Origin of the sequence: Mucilaginibacter mali (assembly GCF_013283875.1) — a bacterium.
GTDB classification, from domain to species: Bacteria; Bacteroidota; Bacteroidia; order Sphingobacteriales; family Sphingobacteriaceae; genus Mucilaginibacter; species Mucilaginibacter mali.
Window position 1 is genome coordinate 4,494,948 of the sequence record NZ_CP054139.1, and the last position, 21,170, is coordinate 4,516,117.

General features: G+C 46.7%; 22 protein-coding genes. 14 read left to right on the top strand and 8 right to left on the bottom strand.

What is annotated here, in order from left to right; all coding sequences use genetic code 11:
* Window positions 1-126 precede the first annotated feature (126 nt).
* Window positions 127-603 (bottom strand): DUF1599 domain-containing protein, encoded by a 477-nt coding sequence (locus tag HQ865_RS18945; RefSeq protein WP_173416415.1) that lies wholly within the window; start codon window positions 601-603, stop codon window positions 127-129.
* A gap of 179 nt (window positions 604-782) precedes the next feature.
* On the opposite strand from HQ865_RS18945, the gene folP reads away from it, so the two are divergent.
* The gene (folP, locus tag HQ865_RS18950) at window positions 783-1,637 is read left to right on the top strand and encodes a dihydropteroate synthase (RefSeq protein WP_237073492.1); all 855 of its coding nucleotides are present in this window, start codon (window positions 783-785) and stop codon (window positions 1,635-1,637) included.
* A 308-nt stretch (window positions 1,638-1,945) separates the two neighbouring features.
* Here the strand turns inward: folP and HQ865_RS18955 are convergent, their stop codons facing one another.
* Window positions 1,946-2,923: a YihY/virulence factor BrkB family protein gene (locus tag HQ865_RS18955; protein ID WP_173416416.1), complete on the bottom strand. Its 978-nt coding sequence runs from the start codon at window positions 2,921-2,923 to the stop codon at window positions 1,946-1,948.
* 59 nt (window positions 2,924-2,982) lie between these two features.
* Here HQ865_RS18955 and HQ865_RS18960 point away from each other — a divergent pair, with 59 nt between their 5' ends.
* Window positions 2,983-3,579: a phosphoglycerate mutase family protein gene (locus HQ865_RS18960; RefSeq protein WP_173416417.1), complete on the top strand. Its 597-nt coding sequence runs from the start codon at window positions 2,983-2,985 to the stop codon at window positions 3,577-3,579.
* A 112-nt stretch (window positions 3,580-3,691) separates the two neighbouring features.
* On the top strand, window positions 3,692-4,150 hold the full coding sequence (locus HQ865_RS18965) for a hypothetical protein (protein ID WP_173416418.1): 459 nt from the start codon (window positions 3,692-3,694) through the stop codon (window positions 4,148-4,150).
* A 240-nt stretch (window positions 4,151-4,390) separates the two neighbouring features.
* On the opposite strand, the gene HQ865_RS18970 is transcribed toward HQ865_RS18965, so the two are convergent.
* Window positions 4,391-4,969 (bottom strand): porin family protein, encoded by a 579-nt coding sequence (locus tag HQ865_RS18970; protein ID WP_173416419.1) that lies wholly within the window; start codon window positions 4,967-4,969, stop codon window positions 4,391-4,393.
* A 301-nt stretch (window positions 4,970-5,270) separates the two neighbouring features.
* Here HQ865_RS18970 and HQ865_RS18975 point away from each other — a divergent pair, with 301 nt between their 5' ends.
* A complete protein-coding gene (locus HQ865_RS18975; RefSeq protein ID WP_173416420.1) occupies window positions 5,271-5,486 on the top strand; it encodes a hypothetical protein in 216 nt (71 codons plus the stop codon).
* Window positions 5,487-5,783: 297 nt separating this feature from the next.
* On the top strand, window positions 5,784-7,520 hold the full coding sequence (locus HQ865_RS18980; protein WP_173416421.1) for a S41 family peptidase: 1,737 nt from the start codon (window positions 5,784-5,786) through the stop codon (window positions 7,518-7,520).
* 233 nt (window positions 7,521-7,753) lie between these two features.
* Here HQ865_RS18980 and HQ865_RS18985 read toward each other — a convergent pair whose 3' ends face one another.
* A complete protein-coding gene (locus HQ865_RS18985; protein WP_173416422.1) occupies window positions 7,754-8,506 on the bottom strand; it encodes an SDR family oxidoreductase in 753 nt (250 codons plus the stop codon).
* Between the two features lie 75 nt (window positions 8,507-8,581).
* A complete protein-coding gene (locus HQ865_RS18990; RefSeq protein ID WP_173416423.1) occupies window positions 8,582-9,154 on the bottom strand; it encodes a Crp/Fnr family transcriptional regulator in 573 nt (190 codons plus the stop codon).
* A gap of 324 nt (window positions 9,155-9,478) precedes the next feature.
* On the opposite strand from HQ865_RS18990, the gene HQ865_RS18995 reads away from it, so the two are divergent.
* The gene (locus HQ865_RS18995) at window positions 9,479-9,991 is read left to right on the top strand and encodes a hypothetical protein (RefSeq protein ID WP_173416424.1); all 513 of its coding nucleotides are present in this window, start codon (window positions 9,479-9,481) and stop codon (window positions 9,989-9,991) included.
* 286 nt (window positions 9,992-10,277) lie between these two features.
* Window positions 10,278-11,813, top strand: coding sequence for an IS1182 family transposase (locus tag HQ865_RS19000; protein WP_173412997.1), 1,536 nt, complete (start codon window positions 10,278-10,280; stop codon window positions 11,811-11,813).
* A 359-nt stretch (window positions 11,814-12,172) separates the two neighbouring features.
* On the opposite strand, the gene HQ865_RS19005 is transcribed toward HQ865_RS19000, so the two are convergent.
* On the bottom strand, window positions 12,173-12,946 hold the full coding sequence (locus HQ865_RS19005; protein ID WP_173416425.1) for a hypothetical protein: 774 nt from the start codon (window positions 12,944-12,946) through the stop codon (window positions 12,173-12,175).
* Between the two features lie 108 nt (window positions 12,947-13,054).
* Between HQ865_RS19005 and HQ865_RS19010 the strand changes: the two genes are divergently transcribed.
* The 7 genes from HQ865_RS19010 (at window position 13,055) to HQ865_RS19040 (ending at window position 16,881) form a co-directional block, all read left to right on the top strand.
* Window positions 13,055-13,930 carry a YicC/YloC family endoribonuclease gene (locus HQ865_RS19010; protein WP_237073493.1) on the top strand — a complete coding sequence of 292 codons (876 nt, stop codon included), beginning with the start codon at window positions 13,055-13,057 and terminating at the stop codon, window positions 13,928-13,930.
* An 88-nt stretch (window positions 13,931-14,018) separates the two neighbouring features.
* Entirely contained in the window at window positions 14,019-14,591 is a 573-nt protein-coding gene (gene gmk / locus HQ865_RS19015) for a guanylate kinase (protein WP_173416426.1), read from the top strand.
* A gap of 69 nt (window positions 14,592-14,660) precedes the next feature.
* On the top strand, window positions 14,661-15,236 hold the full coding sequence (gene nadD, locus HQ865_RS19020; RefSeq protein ID WP_173416427.1) for a nicotinate (nicotinamide) nucleotide adenylyltransferase: 576 nt from the start codon (window positions 14,661-14,663) through the stop codon (window positions 15,234-15,236).
* Window positions 15,237-15,270: 34 nt separating this feature from the next.
* The gene (locus HQ865_RS19025) at window positions 15,271-15,447 is read left to right on the top strand and encodes a hypothetical protein (RefSeq protein WP_173416428.1); all 177 of its coding nucleotides are present in this window, start codon (window positions 15,271-15,273) and stop codon (window positions 15,445-15,447) included.
* Complete coding sequence (locus HQ865_RS26140) at window positions 15,444-15,755, top strand: type II toxin-antitoxin system RelE/ParE family toxin (protein WP_394353379.1); 312 nt, start codon at window positions 15,444-15,446, stop codon at window positions 15,753-15,755. Before HQ865_RS19025 ends, HQ865_RS26140 begins: the two co-directional genes overlap by 4 nt.
* A gap of 72 nt (window positions 15,756-15,827) precedes the next feature.
* Window positions 15,828-16,427 (top strand): tRNA-(ms[2]io[6]A)-hydroxylase, encoded by a 600-nt coding sequence (gene miaE, locus HQ865_RS19035; RefSeq protein WP_237073494.1) that lies wholly within the window; start codon window positions 15,828-15,830, stop codon window positions 16,425-16,427.
* Between the two features lie 79 nt (window positions 16,428-16,506).
* Window positions 16,507-16,881 carry a hypothetical protein gene (locus tag HQ865_RS19040; RefSeq protein WP_173416430.1) on the top strand — a complete coding sequence of 125 codons (375 nt, stop codon included), beginning with the start codon at window positions 16,507-16,509 and terminating at the stop codon, window positions 16,879-16,881.
* Between the two features lie 125 nt (window positions 16,882-17,006).
* On the opposite strand, the gene HQ865_RS19045 is transcribed toward HQ865_RS19040, so the two are convergent.
* Window positions 17,007-20,051, bottom strand: a complete 3,045-nt coding sequence (locus HQ865_RS19045; RefSeq protein WP_173416431.1) for an efflux RND transporter permease subunit — start codon at window positions 20,049-20,051, stop codon at window positions 17,007-17,009.
* The gene (locus tag HQ865_RS19050; protein WP_202020404.1) at window positions 20,048-21,169 is read right to left on the bottom strand and encodes an efflux RND transporter periplasmic adaptor subunit; all 1,122 of its coding nucleotides are present in this window, start codon (window positions 21,167-21,169) and stop codon (window positions 20,048-20,050) included. Before HQ865_RS19050 ends, HQ865_RS19045 begins: the two co-directional genes overlap by 4 nt.
* Window position 21,170: the final 1 nt, after the last annotated feature.

Consider the following 21,170-nt stretch of genomic DNA (forward strand, 5'->3'; position numbering starts at 1 on the left):
TTTCATTAGTTCCCTCCCTTGGGAGGGCTGCGTTGCTCGTGTTGTGGCAGGGAGGGGTTTATACGTTGTGGCAAAACCCCTCCTTACACCCTCCCTGTGGGAGGGAATCGCGCAAGCCCGGCGCTTTTAACTCAATTTTATCAACGCAAAAACCGCGTAGTTCAGCATATCCTGGTAGTTGGCCTTTACGCCTTCCGATGCCAGGGTCTCGCCCTTATTATCTTCAATTTGTTTAACGCGCAGCAGCTTCATCAGTATCAGGTCGGTTAACGAACTGATACGCATATCGCGCCAGGCCTCGCCATAATCATGGTTTTTGGCGAACATCAGTTCTTTGGTCTCCAGTACTTTGGCATCAAAATGCTTTTCTACATGCTCGGGCGTAAGCTCATAAGGTGTTTCGGGCGTACTTTCCAGTTGCATCATGGCTATCACGCAGTAATTAATAATACCGATGTATTCGCCAATAACATCATCGCCCACTTTCGATACTTTCTTCTCTTCCAGCGTACGGATGCGCTGGGCTTTAATAAAGATCTGATCGGTGATCGATTCCGGACGTAAGATGCGCCAGGCCGTGCCATAGTCGCGGGTCTTTTTCATAAAAAGCCCTTTACATGTTGCTATTACCGCGTCGTATTCTGCTGATGTGTTTTTCAAATTTTGTTGAAATGTTATAATGTTGCAAAGTTGGAATGTTGCTGATCAAGCATGATGTAAAGCGGATGGATATGCACTAACTTTACAACCTTAAAACTGTCCAACATTACAACAACTGTCCAGTGGCTAAAGATACATTTTTTCAGAAAAAGCTAAACATTAACGCGGGAGGTAAACTCATCGATATGTCTACACCCAAAGTGATGGGTATTATCAACCTCACACCCGATTCATTCTATGCCGGCAGCCGCAAACCCGCCGTTGAAGAAGCCCTGCAACAAGCCGAAAAAATGCTGAACGATGGCGCCACGTTCCTGGACCTGGGCGCCTACTCATCACGCCCGGGTGCCGAAGATATTTCTGTTCAGGAAGAGGCCGATCGTCTGCTGCCTGTTGTTGAAGCCATTGTTGCAAAGTATAGTAATGCCATTTTATCTATCGATACCTTTCGATCCTCCGTTGCCGAAGCCGCTATTAAAGCCGGCGCGCATATCATTAACGATATTTCAGGCGGGCAGTTAGATGATGTGATGTTCGAGACCGTAGCGCGCCTACAGGTTCCTTATATATTAATGCATATGAAAGGTACGCCGCAAACCATGGTGCAACTGGCTCAGTACGATGATGTTTTTAACGATGTACTGGCCTACTTTGCCCAACGCTATGAAAAATTAAGGGCGATGGGTGTACATGATGTCATCATCGACCCGGGCTTCGGTTTTGCTAAAACGCACGAACATGGCTACGAACTGATGAGCAAGATGCAAGGCTTTGATATGCTGCAATTGCCGGTACTGGTGGGCGTGTCCCGCAAGCGAATGGTTTATGGAATTACAGGTGGTACCGCAGCCGACGCCTTGAACGGAACTACCGCTTTAAATACCATCGCCCTTACCAAAGGCGCTAACATTTTACGGGTACATGATGTAAAGGAAGCGGTGGAAGCGGTGAAGATTTGGGAGATGTGTAAAAGTTGATCTGTGTGTCAGCTGTAGCGATGGGTTTGAAACCCATCGCTACGGTGTAAACCTATCGCCAATTCAGGCATTTACGTTTTTCGTGATTGGACTTTTGACGCTGCGGAAATGGATGATTAACCGTGAATAATCAGTATGGCGTAGACTCACCCCGACTGCGCTACGCTGGTCGACCCTCTCTTCGCTTCGCGGAAAGAGGGCGGGAATAGTATCGAAACCACTGTTCCCCTCTTTCCGCGAAGCGGAGAGAGGGTGGTCGGGCGAAGCAACGACCGGGTGAGTAAAAGCGTGTGCAAGGCTCGAAAAGCCTATTCCAAATCCTTCTTCAACTCCCCTTTCAATTCCGGGTTTTGCGCCGGCAGCTTCTTCACTACGTGCTCAATTTCGGTTTGCTGTACGTGTACGGCATACTCGGCAGGCTGTATCACGCTGCCGCTGGCTTCGGCGTATACCTGGGTAAACTCCGCGCCAATAAACAGGATAGCCGCCGTGTAGTAGATCCACACCAATATAATGATAATAGAACCCGCCGCCCCATAGGCCGAACCCTGTGCTGTAAACTCGATATAAAGACCGATCAGGTATTTACCAATCATAAACAGGATAGCTGTAAAAATGGCGCCTGAACGTACATCCTTCCATTTGATCTCGGCATCGGGCAGAAATTTGAAAATGATAGCGAACAGTGTTGATATTACGATAAAAGCCAATGCCATATTGATACCGTTAAACACCCATACGGTTAATACCGGCAAAAAATGCTCCAGCCGGTTACTAATGGCCAGCACTAATAAGTTAAGGATCAGCGACACCAATAACAAAAAGCCCAGTGAGATGATCAGCGAGAACGACAGGAAGCGGTTTTGCAGCATCTTTACCCAGCCCCGTTTTGGCTTGGCCTTTACCCGCCAGATAATATTAAGCGAATCCTGGATCTCTAAAAACATGCTGGTTGCACCTATTACCAATGTAATTGCGCCCGCCACAACCGCGATACCCGATTTACCCGAGAGGCTAAGCTTGATAATAACATCCTGTATCTGTTTAGCGGCGCCATCACCCACAAATGATACCAGTTCGGGGTATACCTTATTGCTGAACGCATCGTGCCCGAATACTAAACTTACAATGGATACGACAAGAATAAGGAGGGGCGCCAGCGAAAATACGGTATAATACGCAAGGGATGCACTTAGCTTTAGGCCGTTATCGGCTATGAAGCCGTTAAAGGTTGCTATTAACACTTTCCATATTTTTTTGAGGAACTCGCGGTTGAAAATTTTCATATCAACAAATTCAATATTAGGATATTATCTTTACTTTTAATCGTTCCGTACTTTTTGCTATGAAAAGAAACACCGTAAAGGCTATCCTGTTTAAGTTGTTTTTTATTTGCTTAGCGTTAAGCAATTTTAATGCCCTTGCACAAAAAACAACCATCTATATTGTGCGCCATGCCGAAAAAGCGGCTAATCCGGCGGATGACCCGGACCTGACCTCTGCCGGGCAAAAGCGCGCAAAGGATTTGATAAAAGCACTTAAGCGCGAAAAGATAGCAGGTATTTACGTTACTAATTATAAACGCGTAACCCAAACCGCTAAGCCCACCGCTGATAAATTTACACTTATGCCCGAAAAATATGACCCAACTGATTTGAAGGCGTTTGCAAAAAAGGTATATCAATATTATAGCGGGCATAGTGTCCTGATTGTGGGGCATTCAAACACGGTTATCCCTACACTGGTTGCGCTTGGCGGGCCACAGCCCTTTAACACTTTAACCGACGACGATTACGACATGCTGTTTAAGCTGACAATAAAAGACGGTAAACCCGAACTGGAAATAAGTTATTACGGTGAGCCCCATCACACCACCATGATACCCGAGCAATACCTGGGCTACACTACCGAGCATTTTGTGAAGCCACCGGTAAGATTTTAGGGAGATCGTTTATCAATTTTCGGCAACAAGCGGCTTCAGGTCTAAAACAAGTAGTTGCGGTCTATCAACAGTATTGCCACTGTCATCCTCATTTAATATTATTGCAAGCATTATGAAAAAATTCAATACCCACATGCTAACCTTGCTTTTGTGTATCCCTGTATTCGTTTTCGCGCAAAAACGTTTACCGGCCGATGAAGCGCTGAAGCTTTTTAAACCCACCATCCCTGCTATAGAAAAGCAGACCAAGGGGATTGTTCAGGAGCCTAACGTTTTTATAGGCGATATCAATGGCGATAAAAAACCCGATTGCATTGTAAGTTATGTAGTTACCCCAAAAGAGGGCGGCAACGCCATTATGCAGCATACCAGCGTGATCTACCTGAACACCGGCAACGGCATGCGCAACGCCGGCAGCTTCCCCGATCTGAAGTTTTGCTACGGCATCAGCGCTATTAAGGATGGACTGATCATGATAGATAAGATAAAATGCGCCCCGCCTTATATGGAGGTTACAGGCCGCGGTAAGCTGGCTTACCGTGATGGGAAGATTGTGGAAGTGAAGAAATAAGCAACCGCACAATTTACTCACCCCGACTACGCTTCGCTGGTCGGCCCTCTCTTCGCTGCGCGGAAAGAGGGCAGGAGCAAATATTGGCAAATTTTATATCCCTCTTTGCGCGTAACGAAGAGAGGATGATTGAGCGAAGTAACGACCGGGTGAGTAAACTCTCCGGGCACATAAACAAAACGCCCCCGCTTAACACGGGGGCATTTTTTATACAAAACGTTTGCGGCCTGTTATAACCTGTTAAAATATTTTAAAGCCCACACTCACAGCCCACAGGCTTGGTCGCTGACCGTAACTGTCGTTTATTTTGGTCAGGTTACCTTCGTAGCGTACGTCGGCAGTTATCGCGCCAATATCAACACCGGCGCCGGCCTGGTAACCTAAGGTGCTTTTTTTATAGTTGCCAAAATCTACATAGGCGCTATTAAACTGGGCGGTAAAGTTTTGACTTTTATCAAGGTTGTAGCTGTAAATAGGCCCGGCCATTACGCGCAGGTTCACCTTATCGTTACCAACAATGCGGCCACCTAATAACAGCGGAACGTTAAGCGTAGTAAACTTCACATCGCCGCTCACATTGTTGTTGTTCGATTCGAATTTACCGCCGCGGCTGCCCAGATAAAGCTCGGGCTGCAGGTAAACGCCACCACCAAAACGGGCAAACAAACCGGCCTGGTAACCAGTCTTGGTCGATTCGTTCAGGTTATCGGTATTGATCTTCGAAAAATTCACCCCGCCTTTTATCCCGAGGTTAAACTGTGCTTTAGCACCAATGGCCACCGCCATCAGCATTGCTATACTTAATACATACTTTTTCATAATTCAGAGATGTTTTTTGGATACTAAAACTAATTAGTGTCCATTTTATTGTATCGGGGATATTACAATAGTCTTGCCAATTTTGAAATGAGATGCTTGGTGGTGATTTAACCACAAAGGGCGCAAAGGTTTTTCACAAAGATTACAAAGGCTTGTGTAAACTAATAAGGGGGGGGATTTTCCCTTTGTGTGCTTTGTGTCTCACCCGTTTGCTTATCTTGGTGTACTTTGTGGTTAAATAACGACCTAAGGCCTAACTGCTAATCACTAAAATTTATATTTTTGCACAAAATAATTATCCATGGCAGAGATCAGCATCAGCAATAAAGACTGGCCGCGCGTTAAAATAAAGCTGCAGCGCAAATACAACCACCTTACCGACGAGCAGCTACAATATACCGAGGGCCAGGAAGAAGGCCTGATCAGCAAGCTGGAAGGTCTGGTGAACCGCAACCGCGCCTACGTGGTATTCACGCTGAAAAAAGCGTTGGTTAATATTGATAATAATCGTTTGTAATATTGTGCTTTGTGGTAATTTAACCACAAAGGGGGCAAAGATCTTTCACAAAGATTACAAAGAAATATAAAGACAGTTTTAATAACTGTGCTTTTACATTTTGACTTTATTACCCCAAGGCTTGTGTCCTCACAGGCCTTTTTCAGTTTTCAAGTATATCTATTTATAAAGCCACAAAAGCCTTTGTGGTTAAATTGCCACCAACCCTATCTCCCACACAATTGTAAGTTTTAGGCGATATCACAAAAACTTATTGCTTTTTTGTAACTTTATATTTGCGATAAAGCATCATTGCATATGAAGAACATAGCGAAGGTAAAAGGCAGCTATAAAGCGGCGGGATTTTCGGCAGGTGTAATTGGGTTGGCCCTGCTGGTGTTTAGTTTTCAAGACGACCTTTTCCAGGTATCCAAAAATCTGGATGTGTTTGCCTCGCTGTATAAGGAGGTGAATATTAATTATGTTGATGATATCAACTCGGCCAAAATGCTAAAAAATGGCGTGGATGCCATGCTGGACAATTTGGATCCTTACACCGAGTTCGTCCCCGAATCGGAAATTGAAGATTATAAGCTAAAATATGTAAGCACGCAGTACGGTGGCATCGGCTCGGGTATTTTTATACGCGATGGCAAGATCCTCGTGTCCGATGTATTTGAGGGCTTCCCGGCCCAAAAAGCTGACGTGCGCCCCGGCGACGAGTTGCTGAAGATCAACGACGTTGACCTAAAAGGCAAAAACAACGACCAGGTGAGCCTGCTGCTAAAAGGCGCAAAAGGCGCGGCCATTAAACTGCTCATTAAACGTGATGGGGCGGCACAGCCCATGGAAAAAAACCTGGTGCGCGAAGAGATCAAGCAGCCTAACGTAACCTATTACGGCATGGTTGATGGCAATATGGGTTACATTAAGCTGGATAAATTCCTCGAAAACTCTGCCGATGAGGTCACCAGCGCGCTGGTGGCTTTGAAAAAGAATAACCCAAGTGGTATTATATTGGATCTGCGATCGAACGGTGGCGGGATTTTGCAGGAGGCGGTGAAGATCGTAAACCTGTTTGTACCCAAGGATGTGGAAGTGGTATCGCAAAAAGGCAAGGTAAAGGAGAAGAATTACGTATACCGCACTGCTACTGACGCCATGGAACCTAACCTGCCATTAACTGTACTGGTGAACGGGCATTCGGCTTCGGCATCTGAAATTGTAGCCGGTTCGCTGCAGGATCTCGATCGCGCTGTAATTATCGGTCAGCGCAGCTACGGCAAGGGCCTGGTGCAGCAAACTTTTAACCTGCCTTATAATAGTTTGGTGAAGATCACCATCGCTAAATACTTTATTCCATCCGGTCGCTGCGTGCAGGAGGTGGATTATGCCCACCGTAAGGACGATGGCAGCCTGAGCAAAATTGCCGATTCGCTGATGCGCGAGTTTAAAACCAAGGATGGCCGCTCGGTTTACGACGGCAGCGGCGTTTACCCCGATTTGTTTATCAAGCAGGAAACCTTTGCCAACGTTACCCAAACGCTGGTAAGCAAAATGTTGATATTTGATTACGCCAACAAATACCGCAACGCCCACCCGCAAATTGCCGATGTAAAAACCTTTAAACTGGGCGATGCCGACTATGCCGATTTTGTAAAATACCTGGGCGATAAAAACTATACATATACCACCACTACCGAAAAGGTATTATCAGCCTTGAAAACTGAGGCCACCAAAGAAAAAGGCTTTACCGAGATACAAGCCGAATATGATGCCCTGAAGGCCAAAATGATGGCCAGCAAAAAGAACGATCTGCAGCAACATAAGGAAGAAATTCGCCAGGTGCTGGAGAACGAAATTGCCTCGCGCTATTATTTTGAAAAAGGGCGCTACCAGATAAACTTTAAATACGATAAGGAACTGGCCACCGCCGTAAAAACCATGCAGGATAAAAACCAGCTGGCAGCCATACTAAAAGGCGAAGGCAACTATAAGGTGATCGGCAAGCCGACGCTGGCTATGGTAGGAAAAAAGGATAGTAACGATAATTAGTCTTTGAATTTCGGAATTCGGATTTTCAATTTCGAATATTAAAGCAAAAGGGATAATTGTACAAGTACAATTATCCCTTTTGCTTTAATTATAACCTGTCATTGCGAGCGATAGCGCGGCAATCTCGTAGTGTGCACAGCGAATAAGATAGCTACGAGATTGCCGCGTCGCCCCATTCCACAGGCTTCCCCGCTGCTCCTCGCAATGACAAGCTGTAGTTGAATTAGCTTACTTTACACCAACACCGCCCCGCCATCAACCACCACACACTGCCCGGTGCTGAAGGTTTGCCGCATCAGGTAGAGGTAGGTTTGCGCTATTTCATCAACCATGCCCACATGTTTTACCGGCAGGCTTTGCGCTACAGATTGATACATCGCTTCACGGTCAGCTTCGGGAATGCTATCCCATAGCGGACTGCGCACAAAGCCGGGCGATACCAGGTTTATACGAACCGGGGCCAACTCAACAGCCATAGCGCGGGTGAAGCCCTCCATTGCTGCACATATACTGGCACCCATTCCCCAACCAGCCTGCGGCCGCAAACTGGCAACACCGCTGGTTAACACGATGGACCCTCCGGGGTTGATACTTGGCGCGGCATATTTTACCGTGCTCACGGCGCCCCAATAGCGGATGTTAAAGTATTGACGTGCATCATCGATATTGGTATCGCTGATATTGCCCAGTTTGATATTCTCACCGGCGGTGTATACCAGGTGATCGATAGCGCCCACTTTAGTTATAACAGCTTTGATGGCCTCCTCAACCGAAAGATCGGCTGCGTAACCCACGCTGTTTGCGGGTAATTGCTGAAGTGCTTCGTTAACACGTTGTTGATTGCCGGATACGATGATCACCTGCGCGCCCTCTGCCGCGGCGGCTTTGGCTGTCGCCAGGCCAATACCCGAACTGCCGCCCATTATCAATACCCGTTTACCTGTTAAAAACCCGGCTGATGTTGCCGATACTATTTGTTTTTCCATACGTTGATTATTTTGACGCTACAAAATTCATCAACATTAAACAGGCGGCAATTACCAAATGGTAAAAACGGATGGTTAGTGCAGATTTTTGCGGATGCGGCTAAGCGATTGCGGCGTAATACCCAGGTACGATGCCATATCACTTACCGACACGCGCATGGCCACATCAGGCTGCTGGTTGAGGAATAGTTTGTATTGTTCAGTAGCATCCAAACCTACGTAGGCATTGCGGGTGCTTATTTTATCCAGCAAACCCTGGTGGGTAATTTGGGTGATGAGTTCCTGCAGGTAAGGTATCTGCCCGTAAAGTTCCATTAGTTTGTGGTAACTGATAGCCAATACTTCGGCATTGGTGGCGGCCTGGATCATTTCGGTAGCGGGCACCTGATTGTTAAAGCTGTTCAAAATGCTGCAAAATCGGCCCTCACTTACAAAAAAGTAAGTAAACTGCCGGCCATCCTCCATCGGTTTAATGATGCGCAGCACCCCATCGCAAACAAAAAACAGTTCCCGGCACACGCTATCGCCATTGAAAAGAGTATCACCCTCTTTAAACTGCTTTTGCTTAAACTCGCCCAGGATCAGTCGCGCTTCGGCCCCGGGGATGGTTTTATGCTTTTGAAGGAAGTTGATCAGCAGGTTGTTCATTGGCGCAATTTAATAAATATGTGTGGGTGCTTTGCATACGTAGTCTACTCACCCGACAGCGCTTCGCCGGTCGGCCCTCTCTCCGCTGCACGAAAAGAGGGCAGGAATTGTATCGGGTATGCAATATCGAAAATCCATTCCCCTCTTTCGCCACAGGCGAGAGAGGGTGGTCCAGCGAAGCGAGGACCGGGTGAGTCTACGCCCCTTTGCACGATCGCCGTAATACCCAACAAATGTTTAAACAACAATTGTAACCAAACCTATACAATAATATTTTAAACTTTTTGACGGGCGGTTTGTCCTATATTCCAAATAACTAAAACTATGAAAAAGCTCATCTTCGCAAGCGCTTTAGTATTAAGCAGCTTGATGTTTAAAACCGCCGATGCCCAGTTAAAAATAAACTTTAATTTAAACATTGGCAGTCAGCCCGATTGGGGCCCAACCGGTTACGACCATGTAGAATATTACTATATGCCCGATATCGATGCGTACTACTACGTTCCGGGGCACCAATACATCTATTTGCAAAACAACGCCTGGGTGCGTACTACTACCCTGCCTGCGCGTTACCGTAACTACGATGTTTACCACGGCTACAAGGTTGTAATTAACCAACCCGATCCATGGCGCAACAATACCGCCATCCGTGCTAAATATGCAAGGTATAAAGGCGTGCGTACCCAAACCGTTATTCGCGACAGCCGCGATAAAAAGTACAAAGACCACTGGCATGGTGATGCCAACGGTGGCCACTACGATAACGGCCGCGGGCACGATGACCACGGTCGCGGTAACGACCACGGCCGCCCGGACCGAGGCCATGGCCACAACTAAAATTTGTTAATGTGTTAAGTTTTGATAAAAGGCAGGCCGCGAAAGCAGTCTGTTTTTTTGTGGGCTTTGCATAGCGGGTATACTCACCCCGGTTATGCTAAGCCGGTCGGCTCTCTTTGCTGCGCGTAACAGCGGGCAGGAGTTGTGATGTATCTGCATGAGGCTGTATCATAAATCATGGTATGGCCTCTTTTTTATTTGTGCATAATTTATTGGAATAAAGAGGGGTATTTAGTTGATATAATAATCTGATTTTCATATATTTATGTATCGAAAGTAGCGTAGTATGTCCTCTAAAAGACCTGTATTCAAGCCCTACCAGCAACGGCAGTTGATGGCTATTCCTCCAACACTTGACGAATTAGTTCCGGCATCGCACCCGGTGCGTGTAGTTAACGATGTGATCGACAGGCTCTATCTGGAACCATTGCTGAAAGCTTATCATATCCGCGGGAGTTCAAGCTATCACCCGCAAATGTTGTTAAAGGTGCTGGTATATGGGTATGTAACCAACACCTACTCCAGCCGAAAGCTGGCAGCAGCCTGCCGGGAAAGCGTTTACCTGATGTGGCTGAGTTCGATGAACTATCCTGATCATAATACGATCAACCGTTTCCGGGGCGTACGTTTGAAGCATGCGCTGCGTGATGTGTTCGAAGATGTGGTGAAACTTTTGGCAGAGGAAGGCCTGCTCAGTATTGAAGAAGTGAATACGGACGGGACAAAGATAGAGGCGAATGCAAACCGGTATACCTTTGTCTGGAAGAAAGCGATTCAGACCAATAAGGAAAAGATGAAAAAGCAGCTGTCAGAGATATGGGACTATGCCCAAAGCGTAGCAAAAGAAGAAGACAGGCTGCCTGATCCGCCTGACTTTACTGTTATTGACAGTGAAAAGGTCAATGCCGCAGTAGATAAACTCAATGAGAAGCTTTCCTCGCGTGAGGATGTTTCCAAACAGGTCAAAAGCAAGCTGCGGTATATCAGCAAACATTACCCGCAGGCCATTGCCCGCTATGAGCAGCAGGAAGCTCTGCTGGGTGAACGCAACAGCTATTCCAAGACCGATACGGATGCCACATTCATGCGGATGAAGGAAGACCACATGAAAAACGGCCAGTTAAAACCGGGGTATAATGTTCAGATATCCACATCCAACCAGTTCATTGTCAATTACACCATTCACTCCAACACCACAGACACCAATACATTAAGTGCTCATTTAGCGCAGCATGAAGTCAGCTTTGGCAAAGCACCGCAAGTGCTTACAGCCGATGCCGGATATGGCTCCGAGGAGAACTACACGCGGTTGGAACAAAAAGGAACAATCGCCTTTGTAAAGTATGGGATGTTCGATAAGGAACAAAATGAGAATCACAACAACAAGCACCCTTTTGCAGCAAATAAGCTTTTTTACAACCAGGAGAAAGATTGTTACATCTGCCCGATGGGCCAGCAAATGAATTTCATCGGAACAAGTAAAAGAAAAACAAGCACGGAGTTTGAACAAACGGTAAAAAGATACCAGGCAGTTAACTGCGCTAACTGTCCGCTGAACGGTATTTGCCATAAATCAAAAGGGAATCGGATCATTGAAATCAATGAAAACCTGAACCGCCTGAAACAAAAGGCGCACGAGCTGTTAAACAGTGAAGAAGGCATACAACGGCGAAAGAAACGCTGCTTTGATGTAGAACCTGTATTTGGTAATATTAAGCAGAACCATGGCTTTAAACGGTTTATGCTCCGCGGCAAGGAAAAAGTAGAAATAGAATGGGGTTTAGTTGCAATCGCACAAAATCTAAGGAAAAAAGCGGCTTAAATGAGTCGTTTTACCACTCAGGTTCGCCCAAGAAAGCTACCCCCTCCCCCTCAAAAAATTCTATAGAAACTCAATACCAAATTCAGCTATTAGGCTAAAAAAATAAAGACCGCATCATTTGATTTATGATACGGCCTCACTTTAATATCCCTCTTTCGCCAAAGGTGAGAGAGGGTGGTATAGCGAAGCGTAGACCGGGTGAGTCCACGCCACAACAGCTCAACATAAACCCGGGCGAAACGGAAACCCCACAGCGAAACGGTAGCCCTTGCACCAGGAGCGAGGTTTGTAGCGTAGCACGGGAACAACCACTTAACAGTAGCACCGGCATTGCTTTTCAAAAAGAATAAACAGAAATTTTAGGGCTGTTTTACAGGCGGTGTAACATCGTTTAATTTGGGTTGGGATACCACACCTAATTCCTTATAGCTTTTGTACGATTTACGGATATACTCGATCACCTCATAATCGCCCCATTTCAGCAGGTCTTCGTGCGATGGGGTGTAAGCTTCCATAAAGCGGGGGATCTCTTCGTCGGACATATTGGTTACCCGCTTTACGATCATCTTATTGTATTTACGGCTGTCCTGCGCCGCTTCAAGATCTTTTTTAGACATGGCCGCGAAGTGGCGGGCATCTTTAGCATCCTTACCAAATACCGAATACAAGGCATTAAGCGGCGAAGTTACCGCCGACAAGGCCGATGGCTTACCACCAGCGTAAACGCCTTTTTTACGGTAATCATCTATATAGCTGTTTACCTCCTGCTGCTTGGTTTGGCCCACAATATCCACCTGCTTAAGCATGATAGCCTTTTGAATGAAGACAACCATGTCTGATGTATTATTCACCAATACCTTCAGCGGTGTATATTCGGTTTTGGCAAATTCAAGCGTATCGCCAATGGCGGCTTTGATGGTAAAGCTGCCCAACTCGTCGGTTACGATAACGGCGTTGGTGTTTTTGTTGGTTACCAGCCCCTGCGCCACACGCACGGTAGTGCCCCTGGTACATACAAAGCCGGCAATATTATGCTCGATACGGGTTTGCGCCCGCAAGCCGATGGCAAAGCAACTGGCCACTATTAGCAGCAGCCATTTTTTATGAGTTAAAAGCATTCTTGTTATTCCCATGTAAAAGTAAACATTACCAGCATTTTAAAATGCTAAAAAATGTTAAAGTATATGTGCCTCTGTTAAAGGCGCTAAGCGCCAAGCCAAAATTATTTCCTATCTTTGCGCATGATAAAATCCATGACAGGGTATGGAATTGCCAGTTTTGACGCGGGCACAACAAAGTATACCGTCGAGATCAAATCCCTGAACAGCAAATTTCTTGAGCTATCGCTGCGCATCCCCAAAAACTTTTCGGATAAGGAATTTCAGCTTCGCACCGAGTGTAACAAGCAGATAGAGCGCGGCAAGGTAAGCCTTTCCATCAACGTTGAAAAAACCGATGCTACCGTTAAGGCGGCCGGTATTAACACGCAATTGCTGAAACAATACTTCGATCAGCTAAAGGCGGTTAGTATTGATTTAAACGAGCCGACCGGCAATTTATTACAATTGGCGCTGGGTTTGCCCGATGTGGTTAGGTTTGATGAAGACAGCGTATCGGAAGAGGAATGGAAGATAGTAGAGAAGACTTTTCAGCAAGCGTTGAAAAACTTTCAGCAGTTCCGCGCCGATGAGGGCAGCGTGCTGGAGCAGGATGCCAAACACCGCATCGGCCTGATCATGAATAACCTGGCGGCCGTTGCCGTTGAAGAACCAAAGCGTGTACCGGTGATCCGCGAACGCCTGAACAACTTTTTGGCAGAAGCCGCCGGCCGAGAGAATGTAGACCAGAACCGCCTGGAGCAGGAACTGATCTATTACATTGATAAGCTGGATATTACCGAAGAGAAAACAAGATTAAGCACCCATTGTAATTATTTTTTAGAGACGCTGCAAAGCGCCGATGCCAATGGCAAAAAGCTGGGCTTTATATCGCAGGAGATAGGTCGCGAGATCAATACCATCGGCTCTAAAGCCAACGATGCCGGCATACAAAAGCTGGTAGTGGGCATGAAGGAAGAATTGGAGAAAATAAAGGAACAACTGCTTAACGTTTTATAAATGCGTTCATAGTTGATGGTTCATAGTTTATGGTAGGATACCAGAAGCTATGGCCCAACAAAATGCTATGAACCATGAACAATGAACTATGAACCCAGACGGTAAACTCATTATATTTTCGGCGCCATCGGGGGCAGGCAAAACCACTATTGTGCGGCACCTGCTGGGTAAATTCCCCGAGCTGGAGTTTTCTATATCGGCCACCACGCGCGAACCACGCGGCACCGAGGTTGACCAAAAGGATTACTACTTCATCAGCAAAGAAGAATTTCTGCACCGCATTGCCAAAAAGCAGTTTGTGGAGTTTGAGGAAGTTTACTCAGGCACCTTTTACGGCACCCTGCGCGAAGAGATCGAGCGTATTTGGGCCAAAGGCAAAACCGTGATATTTGATATAGATGTAGAAGGCGGCATGCACCTGAAGCGTAAATACGATGGACAAGCTATGGCCATATTCGTTCAGCCACCGTCGCTTGAGGTGTTGAAGCAACGCCTGTCTGGCCGTGGTACCGATAGTCCTGAGAAATTGCAGGAGCGTTTTGATAAAGCGGAGAAGGAACTGAACTACGCGCCGCAATTTGATATTATCTTAAAAAATCACGATCTTCAGACAGCGTGCCAGGAAGCTGAGGATCTGGTAAAACAATTTTTAGCCCCCTAACCCCCTAAGGGGGGACAGGATTTCAAAGCTCCCCCTTTAGGGGGCCCGGGGGGCTTGAGGTCGTTGCAGATGAAAATAGGTTTATTTTTCGGTTCGTTTAATCCCATCCATATTGGCCATTTAATTATAGCCAACTATATGGCCAATCATACCGAGCTCGACAAGGTATGGCTGGTGGTATCGCCGCAAAATCCTTTTAAAAAATATGGCGACCTGGTAAACACCTACGATCGCCTGGAGATGGCCAAACTGGCTACCGATAATTCTAATAACATTAAGGTAAGTGATGTAGAGCTGAAACTGCCGCAGCCATCGTACACCATTGATACCCTTGCCCACCTGAAGGAAAAATACCCTGAGCACGAATTCGCCATTATTATGGGATCCGACAATTTGGCCAGCCTGCACAAGTGGAAGAATTATAAACTCATTCTGCGCGATTACCGCATTTATGTATACCCCCGCCCCGGCTATGAAAATGCCGAACTGGCATCGCATCCATCGGTAACCATCACTATGACGCCGTTGATGGAGCTATCGGCCACCTTTATCCGTAAATCACTGGCCGAGGGGAAGAATATACAGTACTTTGTTCCTGACCCAGTGCTGGAGTTTATAGATAGCAAGAGCTTGTATAAGCATTGATATTTTGCTAACTTTATAAAAAGGAGAAAAGGGAATGATCACTAAGGACACATTACACCAATTAATAGATCACATGCCGGAGGATTTTTCGCCATCTGATGTTATTGAGGAGATCAAATTACTGCAAAAGTTAGAGATATCCGAACAACAAATAGCCGATGGTGAAGGTGAAGATTGGGAGGATATAAAAAAGGAAATGGACCTGTGGTGAAAATTATCTTTTCAAAGATTGCCAAGAGGGATCTAAAGCATATCTACAATTATATCAAACAAGATTCTGTAAGATATGCTATCCTTGAAAAGGAAAAGCTCAAAACAGCTATCGATAAACTATATTTTCAACCTGATTTAGGCAAGGTCTTCCCTAAGTTTAATGATGAACGGTATCGGGAATTAATTCATAGTCATTATAGCATAATTTATAAAATCGAGTCTTCAAAACAAATACTAATACTTAGTATCCATCACCACGCCCGTTTGTTATCGAATAATCCAGCCTTTTCGGATGACGATGAATAACTTTCTTTGTGATCTTTGTGATTCTCTCTTTGTGCCCTTTGTGGTTAAATAACCATATGCTACCTTTGCTCCGTGAGCGAGAAAACCATCCTTAAACTGCAACTCCCTACCGACCCGCAATGGGTAAAAAACGTGGTAGAAGGCAATATTGAAGAGATATTGACCGACCATGCTTACTGCGAGCAGAAGGCGGCCAGCAATGCCATTACCCTCATTATCCAAAACCCTGAAATGAATGACCTGGTGCAGGAAATGGCCCTGCTGGTTCAGGAAGAGATGGACCACTTTAAACGTGTACACGATATCATCCTTCAGCGTGGCTATGTTTTGGGTAAAGAACGTAAAGACGATTATGTTGGCGAACTGGTGAAGTTTATGAAAAAGGGCGGTTCACGCAGCCAGCAAAGGGTAGACAGGTTACTGTTCTCGGCCATGATAGAGGCCCGCAGCTGTGAGCGTTTTAAGGTATTGTCCGAAAACATCAACGATGCGCAACTATCCGATTTTTACTACGAACTGATGGTGAGCGAAGCTACCCATTATGCCACCTTTATACGCCTGGCCCGCAAATATGCCGATGGCATTGATGTGGATACCCGCTGGGCCGAATACCTGGCCTACGAAGCCGAAGTGATCAAGAATTACGGTAAGCGGGAAACGATACACGGGTAGGACGGCGAAAAGCTGAAAGGTTAAGGCAAAAAGCTTTTGGCCTTGTGCTTTCTGCTTTCCGCTTGCTATATTTACCCCTATGAAAAAGCTATTACTATTCTGCATTCCGCTGGCTTTGCTTTTCGCTTGCGATAAAGCCCATAAAACCGAATTAATTAACGATGGCGGCAGCGACAGCCTGGTGATCACCAGCGTGCGCGATACATTCAACAAATTTAAGAGCAGCTATTACGTAAACGTAATGCTGAAGAATACCGCTAAAACCAAGGCCGAAGGCTTTGTGGTAACTGCCAAATACATGGATCAGACCGACGGTATCGTTGCCGAATCATCAGGCGGCGCGGGCAAGACCCTTGCCCCCGGCGATAGCTTGCTGATCGAGAATTCGTACAGCTTTTCTTCGATGAAGGAACTGCCTTATAAGGTTAAGGTATCGGCTAAGAAGATGTTTTAAATTATATAGTCCGAAAGTCAGTAAAGACCGGTAGTCCGAAAGAGCAGCTTCAAAAGATCAAAAGCGCATTGGTCCCCAATGCGCTTTTATTGTATGCATACTTTTATCTTTCGGACTACCGGTCTTTACTGACTTTCGGACTTTCTATACACCACCCTCAACATACTCGGCAGCACAATAAGCAACAACGGCAAAGCCACAATAAACCCGCCTATAACCGCTATGGCTAATGGCTGGTGCAATTGCGCGCCGGCACCTATGCCTAAAGCCAGCGGCATCAGGGCTATAATGGCGCCTAAGGCGGTCATCAGTTTTGGGCGAAGGCGGGTGGAGATGGAATAGATAATGGCTTCATCCACACTTTGCTTTGCAGCACTTTCCTTAAACTGCAGGAAGGTGAAGATGGCGTTCTCGCCAATGATACCTACAATCATAATTAAGCCGGTGTAGCTGCCTACATTTAATGGCGTTTTGGTGAGGTATAAGGCAAGCATGCTGCCTGCTACACCCAGTACGGATATGGCCAGTATCAGCAGCGCTATCCTGAACTGTTTGAACAGGAATAGTATCACCCCAAATACCAGCAAACTGGCGGTAATCAGTATCAGTAATAACTCTTTGAACGATTGCTGTTGCTCGGCATAAGCGCCGCCATATTCTACATGATAGCCCGATGGCAGGCTAACCTTTTCGGCAATGCCTTTTTTAATGGCGGGCATTACACTGCCCAAGTCGGCGCCCTCCAGGCGGGCAGTGATAACACCCATAGATTGCAGGTCCTGCCGGTTAATTTCTGCATCACCGGGGTGCAGTTCTACTGTGGCCAACTGATCTATGGGCAGCAGGTTGCCGTTGGGTAAAAACACGTTCAGGTTTTTAATGCCGGCAATATTCAGCGAACGGTTGCCCGGATATACCATGCGGATGGGAGCTAATTGCTGGCTTTCGTAAATATTGCCTGCCAAATTACCCTCTAAGGCGGTTTGCGCCTGGTATTGCAGGCTGGCAGGGTTCAATCCATACTGCGCCAGTTGACTATACCGCGGCACAATACTTACCGACGGACCAGCAATAGTAATACCATCGAAAACATCGGCAGTACCCTTTACACCACCTACTACGGCAGCTATTTGTTTAGATAGTTCCTGTAATTTTTGCTGATCGGTACCAAATACTTTTACCTCTATCGGTTGGGTCGAACTCATCAGGTCGCCCAGCATATCGCCTATCACCTGGCCAAAATCAACCCGCAGGGCAGGCTGGCTTTCGGCTATCCTGGTGCGCAAATCGGCCGATACTTCTTCGGTGCTTTTATCGCGTTCTTTTTTTAGTTGAATAAGGTAATCGCCGGTATTAGGTTCGGTGATAAAGAAGCCCATTTGCGTACCTGTACGGCGTGAATAAGCGGCTACTTCGGGCTGTTTAGCCAGTATCTTCTCCACCTCTCGCAGCATACGGTCGGTCTCCTCCAACGATGTACCGGGTGGCGATGTATAATCCAAAACAATAGCGCCCTCGTCCATTTCGGGCAGGAACCCTGTTTCTAATTTACCAGGAACAACCACCAGCACAGCTATCAGGGCTACCGCTATAGCCACACCAACATAAGGGTGCAGGATAAAAAACGACACCCATTTCTGCCTTTTTACCTCGTGCGCTTCTTCTTCCTTTTTCACAAGGCCAAGCTTATCCCTGCTCAATAACAGGTACACCACCGGCAAACCTATCCATGTAACAAAGAACGAACAGGTAAGGGTAATGATCATGGTATTGGTCAGCACCTTAAAATAGGCCCCCGCCACACCCGTCATCAGCAGGAAGGGGATAAATATCACAATGGTACTGATGGACGAACCCACCATGGCCGGGAACAGGTAATCGATAGCTTTGCGCAGCAGGTGGCGGGTCAGCTCGTTAGGGTGCTCCTCGTGTGTGCGGTGTATCTGCTCTACCACTACAATAGCATCATCGATGATCAAACCAATGGCCGCCGCAATGGCGCCCAGCGTCATGATATTGATGGTGTAACCGATACTGTAAAGTACAATCAGCGTCAATCCTAAAGTAATAGGGATAGTGATCAGGATGGTAGCGCTTGCCTTTACCGACCGCAGGAAGATAATTGCCACAATAATAGCCAGCACCAAACCTATCCATAAACTATCACTCACGCTTTTTACCGATTCGTTTACAAAGTCGGCCTGTATATAATAGGGTTTAATGCTCACATCAGCCGGTAATATCTTTTTAAGCGCGGCTACCTTTACGGCCATATCGTTTGATAGGTCGATAAGGTTGGCATCCGGTTGTTTAATTACGGCTATCAGCACCCCATCGTGCCCGTTGGCGTTTATTTTGGTGTACTCTATGCCCTCGCTGATCTTTACTTCGGCAATATCTTTAAGCCGGGTAATGCGTTTGCGGTTATCTGTAATCACCAGGTTTTCCAGTTGATCTTTGGCGCTTAGTGTCGCATCGGTAACGGTGAGGTACAGCATCTTATAATCGGCCAGGTAACCGCCCGATTTGATAAAGTTAGTTTGCGCTAAGGCCGTGTTGATATTATCGGGCGTGAGCGATAAGGCGCTCATCTTAGCCCTGTCCAGCACCAGCCAATACTCTTTGGTTTTACCGCCGATCACCCGTATCTCTGATACGCCCGCCACCTGCGATAAGAAAGGCTTTACCGTAAAGGTAGCCAGCATCTTTAGTTCAATAGGCGAACGGTTGTGGCTTTCCAGCGTGTAGCCACTAACAGGCAGTATCGATGGGTTCATCTTCTCTACCGCTATGTTCACATCGGCAGGCAGATCGTTCTTTATCTTATCTATCTGGGCCTGTATGCGCTGCTGACTCAGGTCTATGTCGGCGCTCCATTTCATAAAGGCCGATATTTCGCAACTGCCGCGACTGGTGGTACTGCGCACTACTTCCAGGTCGGGCACCTGCTTTACGGCATTCTCCAGCGGCTTGGTAACCGTGATCATCATCTTGTTCACAGGTTGCAGGCCTTCATCGGCAATGATCTTTATTTTGGGGAAGGTAATATCCGGAAACAGCGATGTTTGCAGTTTGGTATAAACAAACACGCCGCCCATCAATATCAGCGCCAATACCAGGCTAATGGGCTTTTTGTGCGATATAAAGTAGTCTTTTACAGGCGTGCTCATGGTTTTACTATTTTAACCTTAGCGGTATCGCTTAAACCATAATTACCCGTCACCACAATGCGGTCGGCGGCTGTAAACTGGGGCGATAATATCTCTACCCGATCGCTGGTTTCGATGCCTTTGGTTACCGGCACTTTTACAGCCAGGGTATCTTTTATCAGCTTCATCACCCAAAATTCGGTTTGGGTCTCGTTGGCCAGTACGGCTTGTTTAGGCAGCGAAACGGTGTTTTGCTTAGCGGTTTTCACCAGCTTTGCTCTTGCTGTCAGGTTTTCGGGGATGGGGTGGCTGCTGTTTACTTTCAGCACTACGCCCTGTGTTTGCGACAGGGTATCTACCGCCGGCATCAACGAGGCTACGTGTCCGGTCAGTTTTTCGCCGTCGGGCAGGGTGAGCGGGATATCCTGTCCCAATTTCACCAGCGCGCGATATTCGTATGGAACTTGAAGTACGAATGCGAAGCTCGACTCATCGCTGATGATGGCCAACTGTTCGCCATCCTGCACATAATCGCCCACCTGGTGGTTAAGTTGGGTGATGTAGCCATGCTGCGATGCTTTGATCTTGTTAACCCCCGAAAATTTGAAGGTGGTATCCAGTATATTGATGCTATTGCCAATGCTTTGCGCCTCTTTGGTTTTGATGGTGAACAGGGTAGTTCCCTTGCTTACCATTTGGCCCGGCTTGGCATTAGCTACTTCGATATAGCCGTTGGCATTGGCCTTCACATAGTTTTTTTGCTGAAAGACCGATGTGGCGTTCATCTCTACGTAATCGGTCATGGCATTTTGATCGATAGTGGTTATGGTAACCGGTGTTTGCGATTTTACATCCACTTCTTCATCAGCCGCTGGCTTATCGGCGCTGGAACAGGCGGATAGGAAGAGGGCTGCGGCGAGGAGGAGCAAGGTGGATAGACTTAACCGTCCGTGGCTACGCCCGGACACCCTCTCTTCGCCTGCGGCGGAAAAGGGGGATGCATTGTTAGCGATGGGTTTAAAACCCATCGCTATGTGGGTAGCACTGCTTCCGCCCTCTTTACACGCAGCGAAGAGAGGGCCGGCCAGCGAAGCGTTGCCGGGGTGAGTATATGCGGGATATGTAAAAAACTTCTTCATG